Source organism: uncultured Pigmentiphaga sp., assembly GCF_937950555.1.
Taxonomy (GTDB): domain Bacteria; phylum Pseudomonadota; class Gammaproteobacteria; order Burkholderiales; family Burkholderiaceae_B; genus Pigmentiphaga.
The window spans coordinates 38,996-58,565 of record NZ_CALFCW010000068.1 but is presented as its reverse complement, the minus strand read 5'-3'; the positions used below and the strand labels follow the sequence as shown (position 1 = coordinate 58,565).

The following is a 19,570-nucleotide window of genomic DNA, read 5'->3' as shown; positions in this document are numbered from 1 at the left end:
AAATAGAGCAGCATCATCAGCGGGATGATGCGCGCGGCGATCTTGCGGTAGGGACTGCCCGGCGCTTCGTTCTTCATGGTGCGCTCGACGGGAATGGCTCGGCCGGAAATCGTAGCGCATGGCGCTGCGTCATGCGCCGCCGGGCCTGTTTCAGTCGAGGCTGGCGCTCAGTGCAGCTGCCCAGTGAAGCAACCGCCAGTCCTGCATCCGTGCCGCACTCAGCTGGAGCATGGTGGGGAAGGAACCCTCATCCCTGAAGGGGAGAACGAGGGCAGGCGTCCCGGTGAGATTGAACAGGCAGGTCTGGGCAATGAGCGCGGACAGGACAGGGACGTCCTTGCCGCCGATGGTCACCTTCCGCGCCCCCACCCTGGGAACCGGCACGGACAGCGCCGGAGTCATGACGCAATCCACCTGCTCATGGACCCCCACCATGTATGCCTCGATCGCCGCGGCGCGGCGATTGGCTTCCGCGATATCTGCCTCCGTCAGCATGTCGGCCACCGTCAGGGCCGGACGTGCCGCTGCACCGAGTCTGTCCCTGCCTTCAGGCCACCAGGCAGAATACACGTCCCGTGCCTGTGCCAGCACCAGCACGCCGTGGACCTCCATGACCTCATCGGGCGAGGGTAGGATCACATCCACGATGGGTACGCCGGCAGCCCGCGTCGCATCCACTGCCCGCAGGAACCGCCCAGCGACCTCGTCCGCGCAATGCGCGAGCGCCCGTACGTCGATACCCACGCGGGGCATGTCCGGGGATGCCGCGCCCTCGTTCACGTTGCCCGGCAACACTACATCGGCCACCCGCCGGACCATGTCCAAGGTCGGTGCCATCCAGCCGACATGATCGAAGCCGGAGGCCAAGGGCCAGACACCATCGAGCGGAATCAGGCCATAACTTGGCTTGAAACCATACAGGCCGCAACATGCGGCCGGAATGCGTACGCTGCCGCCAGTGTCTGTGCCCACTCCGAAGTCGACCAGCCCCGCGGCAACCGCGGCCGCCACGCCTCCTGACGAGCCACCGACAATGCGACCCGGGTCGATCGGGTTGATGACCTCCGGCGTCGTGACACCGAATCCGCCGGCATCGGTACGCCCCATGCCCGCGACACACGCGCCAGCCTCGCGCAGCCATTCGACTACCGTGGCGGTTCGCTTTCCCCGACGGTCTGCGAACAGCGGATGGCCGGCACTGAAACTCCGCCCTGCCACTTCGATGTTGTCCTTGACCACGAAGGACGCACCCGCGAGCGGACCGTGCGAAAGGTGCGTGACCTCATCGACACACACCTCGCTGAAGGCCTGGTAACGATCTGCCCGCCGCATTTCACTACATCGCCGTTCATCGACGGAAACACGACTCTGCCGAGAGACGTTCATTACTTGCTTGCCGAATAGAGCGCGCGATAGCGATCCCGCAGGACGGCCTTCTGGACTTTCCCCATCGCATTCCGGGGTATGGGTTCACCGATCAGTATCCGCTTCGGAACCTTGTAGCCTGCCAAGACCTGCTTGAGCCGTTCGATCAAGGCATGCTCATCAATTTCGGCCGACGCCTCCAGCTCCACGACGGCGGTCACGCCCTCACCAAAATCGGGATGCGGCACACCGAACACGGCGCACTCCGCGACTTCCCCCATCCGGTTCAAGGCTGCCTCCACTTCGCTCGGATAGACGTTCAAGCCGCCGCTAATGATGAGGTCCTTGGTCCGGTCCAGGAGCCGCACGCACCCCGTGGCATCGATCTCGGCAACGTCGCCCGTAATGAACCAGCCATCCTCGGTGAACGCGTCCTGCAGGAGATCGGGACGCCGCCAGTATCCGGTGAATATATTGTGGCCTCTGACCTCCAGGGGACCGATGGCGTTGCGGTCCGCGCAGCTGCCATCCGATTGTCGGACCCGGATCTCCACGCCCGGCAACGCCCATCCCACCCAGCCGGCGCGGTCGGTAGTGCCTGCCGGCACCGCCGTGACGATCGCCGATTCCGTAGCACCGTAGCGCTCGATGAGTGCGACGCCGGTCGCCTCGCGGAATGCCTGGGCCAGGCCCTCGAGCATAGGAGCAGATCCCGACACCGCCAGCCGCAACGATGCGCGAGCCGCCTCAGCAAAACCGGGCGTCCGGAGCAGGCGGGCGTAATGCGTCGGCACCCCCATGATCACCGTGGAAGAGGGCAGGGCCCGGACAACCTCCTCAGGGTCGAACACCGGTACCATGCGGACCCTGCCGCCCGCCACCAGCATCGTATTGACCGCTGTCAGAAGCCCGTGAGCGTGAAACATGGGCAGCATATGCAGCAGCACGTCATCCGCGGTCACGCTCCATACCTCAGCCAGCGCCCTGGCACTGTCGGTCAGATTGCCGTGGGTGATCTGCGCGCCCTTCGGCTTGCCGGTGGTTCCGGACGTATACAGGATCGCAGCGGTGTCGCGTGGACCGACTGTCGCAACGCATTCGAGGGGCGCGAGCGAGGCCGCCAGATCGCCAAGGCTGCCCTTTCCTTCAGCATCCAACGTCATGATCTCGACAGGGACACTGCGCAGGAACTCGAACCGGCCACGCTCCTGTGGCTCGCATACAACCAGGGCGGGATCCGCGTCACGCACCAGATAATCGACTTCCTGCTCCGTGTAGGACGGATTCAGCGGATGGAAAATTGCGCCGACCTGCAGGCAGGCATGGGCGAGCCGCAACACATGCGGGCCCTTGGCCAATACAAAGGACACGCGCATTCCAGGCCGCACGCCGCACTGCGCCAGCGCCGCCGCCATGGACCCGATCGCTGCTCGCATCTGCCCGGCCGTGTATATCCTGCCGTCGTGCTCCTCAAGCACCGGATGGTGGGCGGCATAGTGGTCGTACAAAGCATGGTAGAGATTCATGCGCTCACCGCCCGACGAAATGAGGTGCGCGCTTTTCCAGAAAGGCAGCCCGCCCCTCTTGGTAATCGAGACTTGCATCGGCAGCCAGGGCCGCCTGCAAGGCCTGGTCCGCCAACGACGCATCGGCTGTCGCCCTGATCGCGAGCTTGGCCGCCTTGAGCGTCAATGGCGCATTGCCAACCAGCTGGCCCACCACCTCACCCACAGTCGCCTCGAGCTCCTGCCGGCCCGACAGCCGACTGATGCATCCGAGGTCATAGAGCCGCCGCGCAGGCACGCGTTGCGCGAGATACAGTAGCTCGCGCGTCAGGGGAACACCGAACACCCGGACGAAGCGTTCGACGCCACGTGGGTCGTATCCCAGCCCTAACCGCGCCGCCGGTACCGCGAACACAGCATCGTCGGTCGCAACGATCAGATCGCAACTGGCCGCCACCGAATTCCCGGCGCCGATGCAATGGCCTGCAACCACCGCCACAGTAGGAACGGTGACCGCTTCGATGGCCCGGCATGCCGCCTCGACCAGGTCGTCATAGGTGCGGGCGTTGGCATCGTCGCTGCGCGCCGTGGCGAAACCCGAAATGTCGGCGCCGGCCGAGAACGACCGGCCGCCGGCACCGCGGATCACGACCGCCCGTGTTTGTCCGTCGGACGGGATCTGGGAAGCCAGCTGGATCAACTGTTGCCACATGGTGCTGCTGATCGCGTTGCGCCTGGCGGGGTTGCTCAGGCATAGCGTCGTCACACCGTCGCGGTGCTCGACCAGGACTCGTCCTTCTTCCATCTTCAGGCCCCTTGGCTCTGCCGATGCCGCATCCAGCTACCCGCGGTGACCGCCGCCAGCATGTCTTCCAGTGCGCGGTTGAAGGCTGCCGGCTCTTCACTGGTGATCGTATGTCCCGCTCGCGGGATGGTGACGAGTGCCGCTGTGGGCACCACGCGCTTGAGGAACAGGCTCCCGTCCAGACAGGGCTCGTCTTCGTCTCCGACCACCACCAGCAGCGGGGGACGGAATGTCTTCAAGGCACCTTCCAGTTCCCACAGCGTAGGGCGCTTGAGCTGGAGGTTCAACATGGTCAGGGCGGATCCCTGGCCGTCGTTGGAGGCCAGCAGGGCCTGAAACTCATCAAACCCGCGAGGATCCTTCGCCTTGAACGTCAGGCGCATGGGGAAATGCGCATACTTCTCGGCCGCGACGGCCATGGGCTCGTTGCGGAACATATCGGCGATGTCTTCACACTGCTTGACCGCCACGTCCCGCGCACCCGGGCTCGATCCCCAGCCACAGCCAGCGGCAGTAACGGACAGGCAGCGTTCGGGAGCATTCAGGCCCACATGCAGGGCCGTATATGCTCCCATGGAATGACCCACGATGTGGGCACGTTTAATTCCCAGTGCGTCCATGACCGCCAGCACATCGTTGCACGCAATGTCCTGCCCGTACGAGGCAGCGTCCGTCGGGATGTCGGAAGGTGGATAGCCCCGCGCACTGAATGTAATGCAACGATAGCCCCGGGAGAAATACCGCAACTGCGGTTCCCAAGTGCGATAGTTGCCAGCGAACTCATGGACAAAGACGATGGGTTCGCCGCTTCCGACTTCTTCATAGTACAAACGGACGCCATCGCGGGCGGATACATAGCTCATCGATTTGCTCCTTCGCTGGGGTTGGCAGGAGCACCGATGGCGCCCCCGCCCAGGTCGATCAGCCGCGTGCGCGATCCATCAGCGCCTTTTGCTGGCCGCCGTCGATTTCGATCATGGTCCCGTTGACGTAATGCGCCAGCGGAGAAGCCAGGTACGTGACCAGGTTGGCAACCTCCTCGACCTCGGCGATGCGTCCCAGCGGAATGCTGCTGGGTGCCAGCTGATCCGCCACTTCGTAGGAAAGGTTCATGTCACGCGACATGGCCTGCACCAGGCCCTTCCAGCGCTCGGTACGAACGGGGCCGGGGTTGACGGCGACAAAGCTGATGTTGTGCTTGCCGTACTGGCCCGCGAGCGACTTGGTCAGATTCTGTCCGGCGGCATTGCAGGCACCCGGCACGATTTCCCAATACGACTCCTTGACGCCATCGTTGCCGATCAGGTTAACGACGCGTCCGCCGCCTTGCTTGCGCATGATGGGAAGCGCCGCCTTGATGCAGCGGACGTAGCCCATAAACTTGAGCTGTAGCCCTTGCATCCATGCATCTTCGCCCAGCGTCTCAATGATGCCGCCAGGCGCGGAACCCGCGTTGTTCACCAGGATGTCGATGCGGCCGAACTCCTGCGCCACCGTATTGATGAACCGCTCCGCATCCTCCTGTTTCGTGAGGTCAGCGGTGATGGCCACCACGCGGCGCCCGGTGGCGGCGCGCAGTTCTTCCGCGGTCGCCTCCAGCTGGTCCTTGCGACGAGCGCAGATCGCCACATCCACGCCTTCCTTTGCCAGGGCCAAAGCGATGCCCTTGCCGATGCCTTCGCTGGCGCCCGTGATTGCCGCCACTTTACCCGTCAAGCGCAGATCCATGTCGTATTCCGTCCTATCAAGAGGGTGGTAGGGAATCGTTGCAGCAACGGTCGCAGCAGGCTGCCACAACCACGCTACATTGCTACATTATGATAATACCCATTCATATTGTGATAAATAAAAGTTGATAACGCAATGTTAAAATGTGAGAGATACGAAAGAAGATCGCGCGGGGGGATGTCAGGGCCCCTTGCGTGTCGTACTCAAGACCGGAGATTTTTTTGTCCAGGAAACGCAGCAATACTGACAAGCCAACATCGCCCCATGACGACGCACTGGCGCTGGTCGACGAGCAGGACACGCCCGACGTGGCGACAGCACAAGGACCCGAGCGCAGGACCCACGGAGCCTCGAGCTCGCGCAAGGTGCTGGGTATCCTCGGGTACTTCGAACCACGTCGACCGCTGGCATCGATCGACCAGCTGGCCAATGCGGTGGACGTGCCCAAGAGCACTGCATACCGCTACGTTTCCGTGCTGAAGGAGATGGGATTCCTGGCCGACAACGGCAAAGGCGGTTATCACCTCGCGCCGCGAGTCATCAATATGGCGGCGGCGGCGCGTGCCGCGATCAGCTATGCGGATATCGCCCGGCCGATCATGCACCAGCTCAGCGAGGACACAGGGGAAACCGTGTTGCTGCTCCAGCGCATGGGCGACAACGCCGTCTGCATCGCACGGGCCGAGTCGAGGCACGCCATCCGGCTCTCCTATGAGGTCGGCACGTCGTTCCCGCTCCACCGCGGGGCCGCGCCCGGAAAGCTCTTGCTGGCCTTCATGGACAACCGCGAGCGCAACACCTACCTCACCCGTGCCGCGCGATCGGATGGTGCATTGGCGGCCAGGATGAAGGCTTTCCAGCAGGAACTCGAAGCCATACGCGAATCGGGCATTGCCGAAGCCATCAACGAGATCATCCCGGACGTCTGTGGCCTTGCAGCCCCCGTCCACGAATACGGAGAAATCATCGCGGCACTGGCGGTCGCCGGACCTTCTTTCCGGTTCCAAGGGCGGGTACGTGACCAGATCGAGTCTGCGCTGCGCAAGGCCTCGGCCCGCCTGTCGGCGGAACTGACATCGGGCCCAGAAGAAGGGCCCTGACGCAGAGCGCCGTTATTTGGCAAACAGATAGATCAACACGGTTGCCGCCACGGCGATGCCCACCGCCCACGGCATCCATTTCGATCCCCGCTTCGTTCCATCGCCGCCTTGCCTGGCAACCGGCTCCGGATCTGCCGCAGCTGCGGCACTACCCTCCACCGGAGCGGGATCGGGTGCAGGATCCTGCTGCCCGGCCGAAACAACGTGCTGGTCGAAACGTGTAAAGAACTCTTCGGACAGCTTGCGTGCCACGCCTTCGATCAGGCGTGCCCCCACCTGGGCCAGCTTGCCTCCGACCTGCGCATTGACGTCGTAGCGGACCAACGTCACGCCTCTATCCTCCGCCAGCTCCACGGTCGCGGACCCCTTGCCGAACCCGGCGGCGCCGCCCGAACCATCGAACACCAGCCGATACCGCTCGGGAGGAGACACATCCTCGAGCCGCAGCTTGCCCTGGAAACGCGCCTTCACGGGCCCGACCACCGCCATGATGACGACCTTGTTTTCGTCGTCGGTCACGCTTTCATACGACTCGCAACCCGGAATGCAGGCCTTGAGGACCGCGGGGTCGTTCAGTGCCCGCCACACGGTCTCCCTGGGCAATGGAATGCGTCGCTCACCATTGATATTCATTGAATGCGCCGTCTCGTCTGTGGATACCTGTCATGCTTGCCCCGACCTCACGCGGTGCATGAGGCCGTCCGACCCGACTACGGGAGCCGGAACAACCTCCTGGGATTGTCCTCCCCGATCATCTGGATCTCCCTTTCATCGAAGCCGGCGTTCCGCAACGATGCCAGCGGATCCAGATCGGCGGGAGGGAAAGAGTCATCGCTGCCGATGACCAAGCGCTCGACCCCGACCCGTTCGGACAAATAACGCAGTGCGTTTCCGTCGTGAAGAATCGTGTCGTAATAGAACCGCTGCAGATAGGAGGACGGCTTGTCGCGCGCAACAATGCCCGTCACGGCATGATCGCTGCGGCCATGCATGCAATCGAAGCGTCCGATCAGCCAAGGTACCGAGCCACCTCCGTGCGAAGCGATCAGCTTGAGCCCCGGGAACCGGTCCAATACGCCGCTCCAGATCAGGGAGCCGATCGCCAGCGTGGTATCGAACGTGTACTGCGCCACCTGGTTGAGCGCGAATTTCTTCACTCGGGGAGTTGGCGCTGGTTGGGCTGGATGCAGAAAAACGGGAACGTCGAGCTCGACCGCTGCGGCCCAGTACTCGTCGAGGTCGAGCTCGCCAAGGTTCGTGCCTTCGACGTTGCAGGCGACGACGCCGCCCACCGCACCCAGCGATCTGACCGAGTACTCTAGTTCACGGGCGGCACCTGCCGGGTCCGGAATGTGTCCCGATGCAAGAATGGAGAAGTGTCCGGGATCGGACGCCGCCACTTCGGCCAGGGTTTCGTTCATCAGGCGATGCCAGGCGTGTCCCTTGGCGGTGGCCAGTCCATAACCGAAAACGTCGGTCCATCCCGAAAGGATTTGCCTGTGAATGCCGCAGCTATGCATGCGATCGACGCGAACGTCGAGGCTCTCCAGGAGCTTGGGAAAGAAAGGACGGCAGGTCAGGCCGTGCTCGAAGTGCAGGCATGCACAGGCCGGTTCACGGTCAAGCACCGAGATGCCGTAGCGTTCTCCTTCTTTCCGCAAGGACTGGAGCGCTTTGGGAGGGAAGTAATGGGCGTGCACGTCAATGGCCATTCAGTCTTCTCCTCATTGGTTCCTTGCTTGCCGTATCCAGCGCGACAGATTGTTCAGCGACATGGGCAGCTCGGTGATCTGCACATTCAGGCCGCGCAGTGCGTCCGACACGGCATTCGCCAACGCGGCCCCGGTTGCGACGATGCCACCTTCTCCCGCTCCCTTTGCTCCAAGCGGATTTAATTTCGAGGGGTGGTCCTGCAGCGTGATGGCCTGGATGTCGCCGATCTCCGTACTGGTCGGAAGCAGGTAATCCGCAAATGACCCGGTCAGCAACTGGCCTGTCTCGTCATAAACGAACTGATCCAGGAACGTGGCGCCTATGCCCTGTGCAGCCGCGCCGATCGTCTGGCCGTTGACCATCAACGGATTGATGGCTCGCCCGATGTCCTCCAATGCCACATGGCGGATGACTTCCACCTGGGCGGTCTCGGGATCGACGGCCACGTGCGTGACATGCGCACCGTAGCTGAACGTCAGCTTGTCGTTCGTGAATGCCCCTGCCGCTTCCAGCGCTTGTGCAGCCGACGCATCGCCCTCCCGGGCCCGGCGTACGAGGTCGTCGAGGCCGATCAATCGGGTGCCGGTGCCGGCATCCCAAAGCGCCCCGTCGCGCAGGCTCACTGCATCCCGGCTTATGCCGAAACGCGCAGCCGCATAGTCCGCCATTCCATCCAGCAGCTTCTGGGCGACGCACTTGACCGCGCTGCCTCCCATGACGATTGCCCGACTGTGGAACGTTCCGTAACCCTGCTCCACATGGTTGGTCGATCCATGGAAAACCTCGACGCAACGTGGATCGATCCCAAGCTCGTCAGCCAGGATCTGGGCAAGCACTGTCTCATGCCCCTGCCCGGAGCTCGAGACGCCGGTATAGAGCGCGAACGAATTCGATCCACGGACGACGATGCGAGCGCTTTCTGCCGGTCCACCGCCACTCGACTCGACAAAGCACGCCATGCCTATGCCATGGAGCTTGCCGTCGATCAGTCGGCCACGGCAGGCCTTAAGCTCCTCGTAGCCGAAGGCTTCCAGGGCCTGCTTCAACGCGTCTGGATAGTTACCAGTGTCGTACTGCGTGGTGGGCACATAGGTGACGAGCTTGCCTACCTCGTACGGAAGTTCCTCCGGACGAATTAGGTTCTTCATGCGGAAGACCTCCGGCTCGATGCCCAGGTCTGCCGCCACCATGTCGAACAGGCGTTCGCGGAAGAAATTCGCCTCGTAGCGGCCCGGCCCACGGTAGGTTCCGACCGGCGTCTTGTTCGTAACGAGCGCGAACGACTCACAATGGAAGTCGCTGATGCGATAGGGGCCGGGAAGGAGCTGAGCAGCTTTCGCCAGCGGGACGCCACCATTGGTCCTCACGTACGCGCCGAGGTCCGACCAAAGCCTGGCTCGCATGCCCAGTATCGTCCCATCCCGGCGCGTGGCGATTTCGAGCTCACACTCCATTTCCCTGGAGTGGTTCGTCGCCATCAGGTTCTCGCGACGGTCTTCTATCCATTTGACCGGCCGCCCGAGTTTCATGGCAGCGAAGGGCACCAGGAAGTCTTCTGGGTAGAACTCGCCGCGAACACCGAAGCTGCCGCCGACATCGACCTCGATCATGTCGATCTGGCCGACGTCCAGGCCGAGCATGGGAGCAAGCGCGCGTCGGTTGAAGAATGTGACCTTGGTCGCTCCCCAGATTGATAGGCGCTGGGAGGAAGCATTCCACTCCGCAACCAGGCCACGGGTTTCAAGCGGGACGGCGCTGTGCCGATGGCAGCGAAACCTTTCCTTGCGCGTGTACTCCGCCTCGCTGAACGCGCGATCCACATCGCCCCTCGAAACTTCGTAATGCGACGCCACGTTGGTGCCGTTCTCCTCGAACAGCAACGACTCATCGGCCATGGCGCCCTCTACACTGGTCACCGGCTCCAGCGGGTCGTAGTCGATCACGACCAGTTCGCACGCGTCTTCCGCGAGGTAACGATTTTCCGCGACCACGACCGCCACCGGTTCACCAACATAGCGCACGCGATCATTCGCCAACGCCGATTGCAGATAGCGTTCGAAGCCCGGCAGCGGTGCCAACCGAATCGGAATGGCCGTGGAACGATCAGCGATATCCTTGAATGTGTAGACGGCGAGTACGCCCGGCGCTTCGAGCGCCGCACTGGCATCAATGCCGGTGATCCGCGCATGAGCCATCGGGCTGCGGATGACCACCGCATGCACCATACCCGGCCGCTTCACATCATCGACGTAGACTCCCTTTCCACGGAGGAAGCGCTCGTCCTCGGTCCGGGTCAGCGGCTGCCCGACAAAGGCAGCCTGACCGTTGGTAGCTCGTTCCTGCCGGGAGGCCATGGTGTGCATCCCACCATTCATGACGTTCCCTCCCGGGCTGCATCGAGCACGGCGTTGACGATGGGCACGTATCCGGTGCAACGGCACACGTTGCCGGATATCGCATCCCGCACGTCGTCAGCGCTTGGATTCGGGTTCTCGTCCAGGAAGGCCTTCAACGTCGTGATCATTCCCGGAGTACAGAAGCCGCACTGCAGTGCATGGTGCTCCCGGAAGGCGCACTGCAAACGCGTCATCGGTCCGTCACCGGCGATCCCCTCGATCGTGACGACCTCCCGGCCATTGGCCTGCACCGCGAACATGAGGCACGAGCGCACCGAGGCACCGTCCACCAGGATCGTACACGCGCCACACACGCCGTGCTCACATCCCAGGTGAGTGCCCGTCAGGTCGAGATGCTCGCGCAGGAAATCCGCCAGGCTGAGGCGCGGTTCAACTTCGGCCTTTACCGGCTGTCCGTTGACAGTGCATGCGATGGAAATATTGTTCATGCCAGCTTGCCCTCCTGCTCCAATGCCCCAATCGACATGGCCTGCATCAGTGCGCGCCGCGTCAGCACTTCGATCAACTCGCGCCGGTATTCGGCCGACGCATGCAGATCGTCGCGCGGCTCGACTTCTGCCCGTGCCGTTTCGGAAGCGGCCTGTATGGCCGCTCCGTTCACGATGTTGCCAACCAGGGATTGGGCGGCCCGGGTCAACAGCAACGGACGCTCACCTGCGCCGAACACCACCAGACGCGCCCACTGGCAAACCCCGGCGGCATCCACGTCGATCAGGCAGGCGATGCCTATGATCGCGAAATCGCCCCGACGCCGCGACACTTCCTGGAAGCCCCACCTGCGATTAGACGGCCACGCCGCAAACCTTACGCTCGTGAGGATCTCATCCGGCGCGGTTGCTGTCTCGTACACCCCCAGCGAGAAATCCTCTGCCGGCACCACCCGCTCGCCGCGCGAACTGACAAGTGTCATCTCGGCTTCGCAGGCCAGGCAGAGCGCCGGCCATTCCGCCGCAGGATCCGCATGGCACAGGCTTCCGCCCAACGTGCCACGGTTGCGGATCTGCGCATGGGCCACCCATGGCATGGCAGCGTGAACGATGGGCAACGATTCCGCGATGAGCGAACTGCGTTCGAAATGTCGATGAGGAGTCACGGCGCCGGCCGATATCGACCCATCGGCAAGTCGCTCGATCCCGCGCAACGATGCGATGCCGGCGATATCAATCAGCACCGAGGGCGCGGCCAGGCGCAGGTTCATGATGGGAATCAGGCTCTGGCCGCCGGCGATGATTTTTGCGTCGCCACCATGCGCATCGAGCAGGCGCAACGCATCTTCAAGCGAAGAAGGAGCGACGTAATCGAAAGAATAGGGTTTCAATGCTGTTCGCCAAGAAGTCTATTTCACACCGGTCGTCTGGATGATGTCACGCCACCTGGGCAGGTCACGCGTCATTAGGGACTTGAATTCATCGGGACCCATGCCACTGGGCTCCAGGCCCTGCAGCGAAAACAGTTTCTCGATCTGCGGGGTCTTCATCGCCTGCTGCACTACGTCATTCAGGCGATTGATGATGGGCATCGGAGTTCTGGCAGGAGCCATCAATCCAAACCAGGCCGTGAACTCGAATCCTGGATACGTTTCCGCGATGGCGGGCACTCCGGGCAGGGCACCGACGCGCTTGGCGGACGTGACACCGATGGCCTTGAGTTCGCCACTGTCGATGTGTGGCTTGAGGGAGGGAATCTGGTACATCATGGCCGGCACCTGTCCCGACACGACGTCGGTAAGCGCCTGACCCATGGCACCGTAGGAAACGTGTTGCAGCTGGATGCCGGCTTTCTGCGCCAGTGCCAACCCGGCCAGGTGCGTCGTGGTCGCATTGCCTGCCGACGAGAAACTCATTCCCGGGTGTTTCCTTGCGTATTCGATGAACTCTGCGAGGTTGTTGGCCGGTACCGATTTGTTGACGACAAGCAGCCCGGGAGCATCGGCCAACATGGTGATGGGCTGGAAGTCCTTGACCGGATCGTACGAAACGTTCGGCATGAGGAGCGTGCCCACGCCATGGCTCGCGACCGTTCCGAGCACCAGCGTATAGCCGTCCGGCGCTGCACGGGCCGCCTCGGCCCCTCCCAAAGTCCCCCCTGCACCAGGCTTGTTCTCGATGACCACCGTCTGGCCAAGCCGCTCACCCATCAAGGTCCCGATGTTCCGGGCCAGGATATCGGCTGTCGATCCGGGCCCGAACGGCACGATGATCTTCAGGGGCTTGTCCGGATACTTCTGGGCGTGGGCCGAAAAGCCGGCCATGACGGCCAGGACCGACAGGGACATAGTGACAATAACCGTGCGTCGCTGCATAGCTGCATCCTCCAGGGGCAGAAGGGGAGAGGGGATACCGCGGGGAGAGCAAATTATCACTATGGAAGAGTCTAATATCAGAATTTAATAACATCAACACGGAAATTCTGAATATCAGCACGGAATTTCTTACGCTTTCGGCTACATAATCACCCATGGCCCAAGCCGTGGCGATGCCACGCAAAGGTACCGGCCGATGCGGGCCAACGAACTCCTCGGGAAGAAAGGAGGGAAGGAAAAAAACGGCGGGAAACGAGACGATGAAGCCAGACGGCTTCTCGCTGAAGTGGATCCACACACCCTACAAATGGATCCAATCAAACCCGGACATTGGGCCTGATCATGCCCCGCTAGGGTTCCCCCGGGGTTTCCCGTCTTTATAAGGCTACCTTATATTTAACGATACGCTGTCATGAGAGCAGCGGTCCCGCCGGCTGTCATCGATCCGGCATGCATGGCCAACGATCCAGGAGACATCATGCTTAGCTTACGCGTGTTGGCGAGCGTTGCAGTGCTCGCGGGAATTGCTCACTTCCCCGCCCATTCCGCTGACTATCCCACTCGCCCGATCCGCTTGGTGGTGGGTTACACCGCGGGCGGCGGCAGCGACATCCTCGCCCGGGTCATCGCGCAAAAAATGTCCGAGGGGTTGGGGGTACAGGTCATCGTCGAGAACCGGCCCGGCGCCGCCTCGATGATCGCGACCGAATACGTCGCCCGGGCCGAGCCTGACGGTTACACGATCCTGCTCGGCGCGAGCGGATCCCTGGCGATCAACCCGGCGCTCTACAAGGAGGTGAAGTACGACTCCGCAAAGGATTTCGCACCCATTTCGCTGGTCGCCTCCCTTCCCGTATTGATGGCGGTCAACAAGAGCGGCCCGGCGCAGAACCTTCCCGATTTGATCAAGTACGCCAAGGCGAATCCGGACAAGGCGAATTACTCGTCTGCCGCGGCGCCGTTCCGGCTCATCGGCGAACAGATCAACCTGCAGGCCGGCACCAAGTTCCAAGAGATTAACTACAAGGGAAGCACCGACGCCGTGAACGCCGCCGTGGCCGGAGACGTGCTGGCCACCATTTCGGACTCCATTTCCATCGGCGTCGGCATCAAGACGGGCAAGCTCCAGCCCATCGCCATCACCTCCCCCAAGGAGCATCCGTCCTTCCCAGGTGTGCCGACCTTTACCAGCCTGGGGCTGAAAGGCCTGGACATGCAGCTCTGGCAGGGCCTGCTTGCCCCGGCCGGAACCCCGCCCGCCATCATCGAGCGGCTCGAGCGGGAAGTGCATCGCGTCATTGCGCTGCCGGAGGTTCGCCAACGGTATGCCGGCATGGGCCTGGACCCGGAAACGAACACCGCCTCGGAATTTACGGCGCTGATCCAAAGCGAACTGAAGCGTTGGGGCGACATCGTGAAGGCGGCGGGCATCCCCAAGCTGTAAGCCATGGAGCAGCCGTCGCCGATCGATTTCTATTTCGACCCCATCTCGCCGTACGGCTATCTGGCGTCGACCCAGATCGAATCGCTGGCCGCGCGCTACGGACGGCGGGTGGAGTGGCGTCCGGTCCTGTTGAGCGTCACCGTCCTGCAGGTAATGGGCCTGAAGCCGGTGCCGGCCACGCCCCTGAAAGGCGACTACTCGCGGCGTGATAAGAACCGCCTGGCGCGCCTGCTGGGCGTGCCGATGTGCGAGCCGCGCCACCCCGACGTCTCGCCCATACGCGCACTGCGGGCCTTTCTCTGGCTCAAGCAGCGGGATGCGGCACAAGCCGCCGCCTTTGCGCGCAGCCTGTGCGCCCGCCTGTGGGCGCGCGGTGAAAACATCTCTGCAACAGAAGACGTCCTGGACGAAGCCGCGCGCCTGGGCCTGGACGTCGAGGCGATGCGCGCAGGCATGGAATCGCCCGAGATCAAGACGCTCCTGCGCGAAGAAGTAGACCGCGCCGTCGCGGCCGGCGTCTTTGGCGTGCCGTTCTTCATCGTGGACGGCGAGCCCTTCTGGGGCGTGGACCGCCTGTGGATGCTCGAACACTGGCTCAAATACCAATCGTGGGACCCCAAGCCATGATCCGCTCCGACACCTTGCTCCAGTTCACCGGACAGGACCTGCCGACCCTGCTTGATAGAAAAGCCGCCGAACGGGGCGATCACCCGCTGCTCATCTGGGCCCCCGAGCCCGGCGTATCGCGCACCTGGTCTTATGCGCAGTTTGCCGACCAGGTCGCGCGCCTGGCGGGCGGGCTCCAGGCGCGCGGCATCCGCGCGGGTGACCGCATACTGATGCATTTGGAGAACTGTCCGGAATTCCTGCTCACGTACTTCGCCTGCGCGTACGTCGGCGCGATCTGCGTTCCCACGAACGCGATGGCCGTCGGGCCGGAGTTGGCCTACTTCGCCGAACTCACCGGCGCCCGGGGCGCCGTGACCCAACCCCGGTTCGCAGACAAGATCCGCACCCATTGCCGCGGCCTGGAATGGGTCGCCGTGACAGACGACGATGCCGGGCAAGCCCCCGAGGCCGGCACCGCCCCGCACGCCGACGAACGTTACGCGAGCCTGTTCGCTTCGCCCGCGCCGCGGCGCGCGCCCGACGCGTCGGCGCCGCTGTCCGTGTTGTTCACCAGCGGCACGACCTCCCGGCCGAAAGGGGTGCTCTGGACCCATGCCAATGTGCTGTGGGCTGCCCGGCTGGGTGCCATGCAGCAGTCGCTGCGCAGCGACGACATCTTCCATGTTTTCCTGCCGCTGTTCCACGTCGTAGGTTTGTCGTGGTCCGTATTCCCCGCAATCTGGGCGGGAGCCAGCATCGTACTGCAGCCGCGCTTCTCGGCCAGCCGCTACTGGCCCGTGGCCCTGGAACACCGCAGCACGGTCGGCTCGCATGTCATCTTCAGCGCCAACGTCCTGGCCGGCATGCCGGTCCCGCCCCGGCACCATTTTCGCCAGTGGTGCAATGCCTTGTGGCTGCCCGAGCACGAAGCCTACTTCGGGATGAGGATGATGGGTGCCTGGGGCATGACGGAAATGGTCGCGCAAGGCATCGTCACCGATCCTTGGTCGCCCCCACGCCCCGGCGCCATCGGCCGCGCCTCCGTCGGCTACGGCGTGCGCATCGTTGATGAGCACGGGCGCGACTGCAAACCCGGCGAGCGCGGCCTGCTTCTGATCCGGGGCGTGCCCGGCGTCACGATCTTCGCGGAATATTTCGGCAATGCCGAGGCGACCCGGGACGCTTTCGACGACGACGGCTACTTCAAGACCGGAGACAGCGTGCTGCTGCACGAAGACGGCTGCATCCAGTTCGGAGACCGCGCCAAAGACCTCATCAAGGTCGGTGGCGAGGGCGTATCGGCGGCAGAAATCGAACGCGTCGTCCGCACCGTCGAGGGGGTCGCCGAAGCGGCGGTGGTTGCGCGCCCGGACTCCGCCTACGGCGAAGTGCCCGTCGCGTTCATCCGCGCGGCTGCCGATGCAAAGCCGGGCCCTGCCTTGGCCGAAACGATCATCGAGACCTGCCGGCGCGAGCTCGCGAAGTACAAAGTGCCGCGCGACGTCGTGTTCGTGGATGACTTTCCCCGCATCGGCGTAGGGAAGATTTCCAAGGCCAAGTTGCGGGAAATGGCAGCGGCGAGCGCGCCGGCCCAAGCCAAGCGATAAGCGCAGCAACCGGGGCGGGGCAACAGCCGCCGGCGCCTGAGGCCCCGCGTGCCTTGCTCCCCACGCGTTGTATCCTGTTCCGGAACCGGCCGAGGCATAGGCCTCGCCTTTCCGGAGAAAACATGGATACCCGTGCCGACATTCATCATGCCGCTGCCACCGGCTATGCAAGAGAGGCCGACACCTATGTTCGCGGCCGCCCCGATTACCCGCCCGAGATCGACGCCTGGCTACGCGACACGGTACGCCTGCAACCGGGCACGATCGTCCTCGACCTTGGCGCCGGCACGGGCAAATTCACTCCCCGCCTGGTCGCCACGGGCGCGCACGTCATTGCGGTGGAACCGGTGGCAGCCATGCTGGACAAGCTCGCGGCTGCGCTGCCCGGAGTCGAAGCGAAGGTGGGCACTGCCGAAGCCATCCCCCTGCCCGATGCCTCGGTGGATGCCGTGGTATGCGCCCAGGCCTTCCACTGGTTCGCCAACGCCGAAGCCCTGAACGAAATTCATCGCGTGCTCAAGCCCGGGGGACGGCTGGCACTGGTGTGGAACATGCGCGACGCCCGCGTTCCATGGGTCGCCCAGATCGACCGCATCGTCAACGAGTTCGAAGGCGATGCCCCGCGCTACTACACGGGCGCCTGGCGCAAGGCGTTTCCTCATTCCGGCTTCGGGCCGATGGACGAGCGGCACTACACCAACGCGCACACGGGATCGCCCGAGGACGTCATCTTCAACCGCGTGCGTTCGACCAGCTTCATCGCCGCCTTGCCGCCCGAAAAACGGGCAGAGGTCGACGCGCGTTTGCAGGCGCTGATCGATGCCGAACCCGGGCTGCGCGGCCGCGCCGTCGTGACAGTTCCTTACGACACGGCCGCGTACTGCCTGCCCAGGGCGGATTAGCGCGTAATGCCTTTGCTCTCGATCAGGGCCCCCAGCATGTCATAGTCTTTCCGGAGGTTCTTGGCGAACTCCTCGGGCGAGGTCATGAACGGCTCTGCCGACAACTCTTTCAGCCTGGTCCGCACTTCCGGCGCCTCGAGCGCTTTGGTGAATGCTTCGTGGACGCGTGCGACGATGGCCGAGGGCGTGCCGGCCGGCGCGAACAAGCCAGCCCATTGATGAGGATTGAACTCTGGATAGCCGGCTTCCGCGAAGGTCGGTACATCCGGAAGGGAATCCATCCGCTTCGGGCTGGTGACTGCGAGCGCGCGTACCTTTCCGCCTTGGGCCTGAGGAACCGCCAGGGTCGCGGAAATCAGCAAGGCCTGCACGTGGCCGCCCACCAGGTCCGTCATGGCGGGGCTGCCCCCCTTGTAGGGCGCATGGACCATGTCCATTTGCGTCATGTCCTTGAAGACTTCGAAGAACAGGTGATTGCTCGTTCCCGCGCCAGGGCTGGCATAGGAATACTTGCCCGGCGCGGCCGCGGCATACGCCACCAGCTCCTTGACAGAATTCACTGGCACGCTGGGGTTGACGAGCATGACCAACGGAATGCGCACGAGTTGGCTGATGGGCTGCAGGTCGCGGAACATGTCGTACGAGAGCCCTTTATACAAATGCGGATTGGCAGGCACCCCGTCGGCCGTCATGAGCAACGTGTACCCATCTGGCTCCGACCGTGCCACGGCGCCCTCGGCGACCGTTCCCCCCGCGGCCGGACGGTTCTCGATGACCACGGGCTGCCCCAGGATTTCGGACAAGCGCGGCTGGAAGGTCCTGGCGATGATGTCGATCAGACCGCCGGGCGCGAAAGCCACCACGATGCGTATGGGCTTGGCCGGCCACGCTTCTTCTTTCGCATGGGCGCCGGCGTGCGTCGTCGACAGGCCGACGGCCAGGAGCAAATAGGCGACGCGTCGGATGCAGGCGGACAGGACTGGCTTGCTCATAAAGTGTCTCCCGATATGTGTGTGACACTGCGGTCACTTTGTGGTCGGGCCGGCGAAACTGCGCCGGCTTTCTCTCGGTTCAAGTAGAAGGAAGGAATTTCTCCGCCCGGATCGACCTGCGATCTACCCCTCGCTCGACAAGCCATGCCGAGCACGATTCGATCATGGCAGGAGGGCCGCACAGATAAATGTCCGGCGAATCGGCAACCATGTCGTCGCGAAGCAATTGCGTCACATAGCCGGTCGGGCCCGCCCAGGCTTCGTTCGATACCGCGATGCGCTCGACGCGCAGCGGCAGCGTCTCGGCCAGCTCTGCCAATTGCGCGTCGGCGAAAAACTCGGCTGCGGCGTTGACGCCTATCAATAGGCGTATGGGGCGGTCGCTACGAGCGTTTTCGGCCAGGCTCTGCAACATGGCGAGGAAGGGCGCCAGCCCCGTTCCGCCGGCCACCAGCAACAAGGGGCGGCCATTGTCCCGCAGATAAAAATGACCTGCGGGAGGACTGAGCGTGATCGCGTCGCCCGCCCGGGCGCGATCCTGGAGGTACGTGCTCATGGCGCCGCCCGGGACCAGCTTGTGATAGAACTCGAGCGCCGGCCTTCCCGGCGGATTGGCGAACGAGTAGGCGCGCGATACGCCCGCCCCCGGAACGGAGAGGTTGGCATATTGGCCGGGCAAGAAATCTACCGGTTCGGCAACCTCGAGGCGCGTGCGCACCACCGCGGACGACACCCTTTCGATGTCTGCGAGCCTGGCGTGGATGGAAGCGGGCTCGCGTGCCTCAGCGAAGCCAGACGGGTAGGGCAGCTCAATGACGCAGGACGAACGGGGTACCATTTTGCACAATAGCGTCTGCCCCTGCCGGCGCTCCTCATCCGACAAGGCCTCGTCGCTGTAATCGTCCAGGTCGAACTCGCCTTCCGTGCACCAAGCCTTGCACTCGCCGCACGCGCCCTCGAGGCAATCATGGGCGAGCTGAAGGGAGGCACGGTACGCCGATTGATATACCACCTCCCCGGGCCGGGCCGAGAAACGGACTGCCCGTCCGTCCTCGAAGATCGCCGTAATGGAATGCATGGG

18 protein-coding genes are annotated in these 19,570 nt (G+C 63.5%); 5 read left to right on the top strand and 13 right to left on the bottom strand.

What is annotated here, in order from left to right; translation table 11 throughout:
- Positions 1-150 precede the first annotated feature (150 nt).
- The 5 genes from Q0319_RS16090 to Q0319_RS16070 are packed head-to-tail and all read right to left on the bottom strand — an operon-like array spanning position 151 to position 5,403.
- A complete protein-coding gene (locus Q0319_RS16090) occupies positions 151-1,386 on the bottom strand; it encodes an amidase (protein WP_299454370.1) in 1,236 nt (411 codons plus the stop codon).
- Positions 1,386-2,891, bottom strand: a complete 1,506-nt coding sequence (locus Q0319_RS16085; RefSeq protein WP_299454367.1) for an AMP-binding protein — start codon at positions 2,889-2,891, stop codon at positions 1,386-1,388. Before Q0319_RS16085 ends, Q0319_RS16090 begins: the two co-directional genes overlap by 1 nt.
- Positions 2,892-2,895: 4 nt before the next feature.
- Positions 2,896-3,675, bottom strand: coding sequence for an enoyl-CoA hydratase-related protein (locus tag Q0319_RS16080; RefSeq protein WP_299454364.1), 780 nt, complete (start codon positions 3,673-3,675; stop codon positions 2,896-2,898).
- A 2-nt stretch (positions 3,676-3,677) separates the two neighbouring features.
- Complete coding sequence (locus Q0319_RS16075; protein WP_299454361.1) at positions 3,678-4,538, bottom strand: alpha/beta hydrolase; 861 nt, start codon at positions 4,536-4,538, stop codon at positions 3,678-3,680.
- 58 nt (positions 4,539-4,596) lie between these two features.
- On the bottom strand, positions 4,597-5,403 hold the full coding sequence (locus Q0319_RS16070) for an SDR family NAD(P)-dependent oxidoreductase (RefSeq protein ID WP_299454358.1): 807 nt from the start codon (positions 5,401-5,403) through the stop codon (positions 4,597-4,599).
- 221 nt (positions 5,404-5,624) lie between these two features.
- Here Q0319_RS16070 and Q0319_RS16065 point away from each other — a divergent pair, with 221 nt between their 5' ends.
- Positions 5,625-6,503, top strand: coding sequence for an IclR family transcriptional regulator (locus Q0319_RS16065; RefSeq protein ID WP_299454355.1), 879 nt, complete (start codon positions 5,625-5,627; stop codon positions 6,501-6,503).
- Positions 6,504-6,515: 12 nt separating this feature from the next.
- Here Q0319_RS16065 and Q0319_RS16060 read toward each other — a convergent pair whose 3' ends face one another.
- The 6 genes from Q0319_RS16060 to Q0319_RS16035 form a co-directional block, all read right to left on the bottom strand.
- A complete protein-coding gene (locus Q0319_RS16060) occupies positions 6,516-7,136 on the bottom strand; it encodes a carbon monoxide dehydrogenase subunit G (RefSeq protein WP_299454352.1) in 621 nt (206 codons plus the stop codon).
- A 77-nt stretch (positions 7,137-7,213) separates the two neighbouring features.
- On the bottom strand, positions 7,214-8,215 hold the full coding sequence (locus tag Q0319_RS16055) for an amidohydrolase family protein (RefSeq protein WP_299454349.1): 1,002 nt from the start codon (positions 8,213-8,215) through the stop codon (positions 7,214-7,216).
- A gap of 12 nt (positions 8,216-8,227) precedes the next feature.
- Positions 8,228-10,591 (bottom strand): xanthine dehydrogenase family protein molybdopterin-binding subunit, encoded by a 2,364-nt coding sequence (locus tag Q0319_RS16050; protein ID WP_299454347.1) that lies wholly within the window; start codon positions 10,589-10,591, stop codon positions 8,228-8,230.
- The gene (locus Q0319_RS16045) at positions 10,588-11,061 is read right to left on the bottom strand and encodes a (2Fe-2S)-binding protein (RefSeq protein WP_299454344.1); all 474 of its coding nucleotides are present in this window, start codon (positions 11,059-11,061) and stop codon (positions 10,588-10,590) included. Before Q0319_RS16045 ends, Q0319_RS16050 begins: the two co-directional genes overlap by 4 nt.
- Positions 11,058-11,951 carry a xanthine dehydrogenase family protein subunit M gene (locus Q0319_RS16040; protein ID WP_299454341.1) on the bottom strand — a complete coding sequence of 298 codons (894 nt, stop codon included), beginning with the start codon at positions 11,949-11,951 and terminating at the stop codon, positions 11,058-11,060. Before Q0319_RS16040 ends, Q0319_RS16045 begins: the two co-directional genes overlap by 4 nt.
- A gap of 18 nt (positions 11,952-11,969) precedes the next feature.
- Complete coding sequence (locus tag Q0319_RS16035) at positions 11,970-12,908, bottom strand: tripartite tricarboxylate transporter substrate binding protein (protein ID WP_299454338.1); 939 nt, start codon at positions 12,906-12,908, stop codon at positions 11,970-11,972.
- Positions 12,909-13,413: 505 nt separating this feature from the next.
- Between Q0319_RS16035 and Q0319_RS16030 the strand changes: the two genes are divergently transcribed.
- The 4 genes from Q0319_RS16030 (at position 13,414) to Q0319_RS16015 (ending at position 17,497) form a co-directional block, all read left to right on the top strand.
- On the top strand, positions 13,414-14,379 hold the full coding sequence (locus tag Q0319_RS16030; RefSeq protein WP_296467418.1) for a tripartite tricarboxylate transporter substrate binding protein: 966 nt from the start codon (positions 13,414-13,416) through the stop codon (positions 14,377-14,379).
- A gap of 3 nt (positions 14,380-14,382) precedes the next feature.
- Positions 14,383-15,006 (top strand): 2-hydroxychromene-2-carboxylate isomerase, encoded by a 624-nt coding sequence (locus tag Q0319_RS16025; protein WP_296467421.1) that lies wholly within the window; start codon positions 14,383-14,385, stop codon positions 15,004-15,006.
- A complete protein-coding gene (locus tag Q0319_RS16020; RefSeq protein ID WP_299454333.1) occupies positions 15,003-16,595 on the top strand; it encodes a class I adenylate-forming enzyme family protein in 1,593 nt (530 codons plus the stop codon). Before Q0319_RS16025 ends, Q0319_RS16020 begins: the two co-directional genes overlap by 4 nt.
- Positions 16,596-16,717: 122 nt before the next feature.
- Entirely contained in the window at positions 16,718-17,497 is a 780-nt protein-coding gene (locus tag Q0319_RS16015; RefSeq protein WP_299454330.1) for a class I SAM-dependent methyltransferase, read from the top strand.
- Here Q0319_RS16015 and Q0319_RS16010 read toward each other — a convergent pair.
- Both Q0319_RS16010 and Q0319_RS16005 read right to left on the bottom strand, forming a co-directional pair.
- Positions 17,494-18,489 (bottom strand): tripartite tricarboxylate transporter substrate binding protein, encoded by a 996-nt coding sequence (locus Q0319_RS16010; protein WP_299454327.1) that lies wholly within the window; start codon positions 18,487-18,489, stop codon positions 17,494-17,496. The genes Q0319_RS16015 and Q0319_RS16010 overlap by 4 nt on opposite strands.
- 79 nt (positions 18,490-18,568) lie before the next feature.
- Positions 18,569-19,567, bottom strand: coding sequence for a 2Fe-2S iron-sulfur cluster binding domain-containing protein (locus Q0319_RS16005; protein WP_299454324.1), 999 nt, complete (start codon positions 19,565-19,567; stop codon positions 18,569-18,571).
- Between the last annotated feature and the right edge of the window lie 3 nt (positions 19,568-19,570).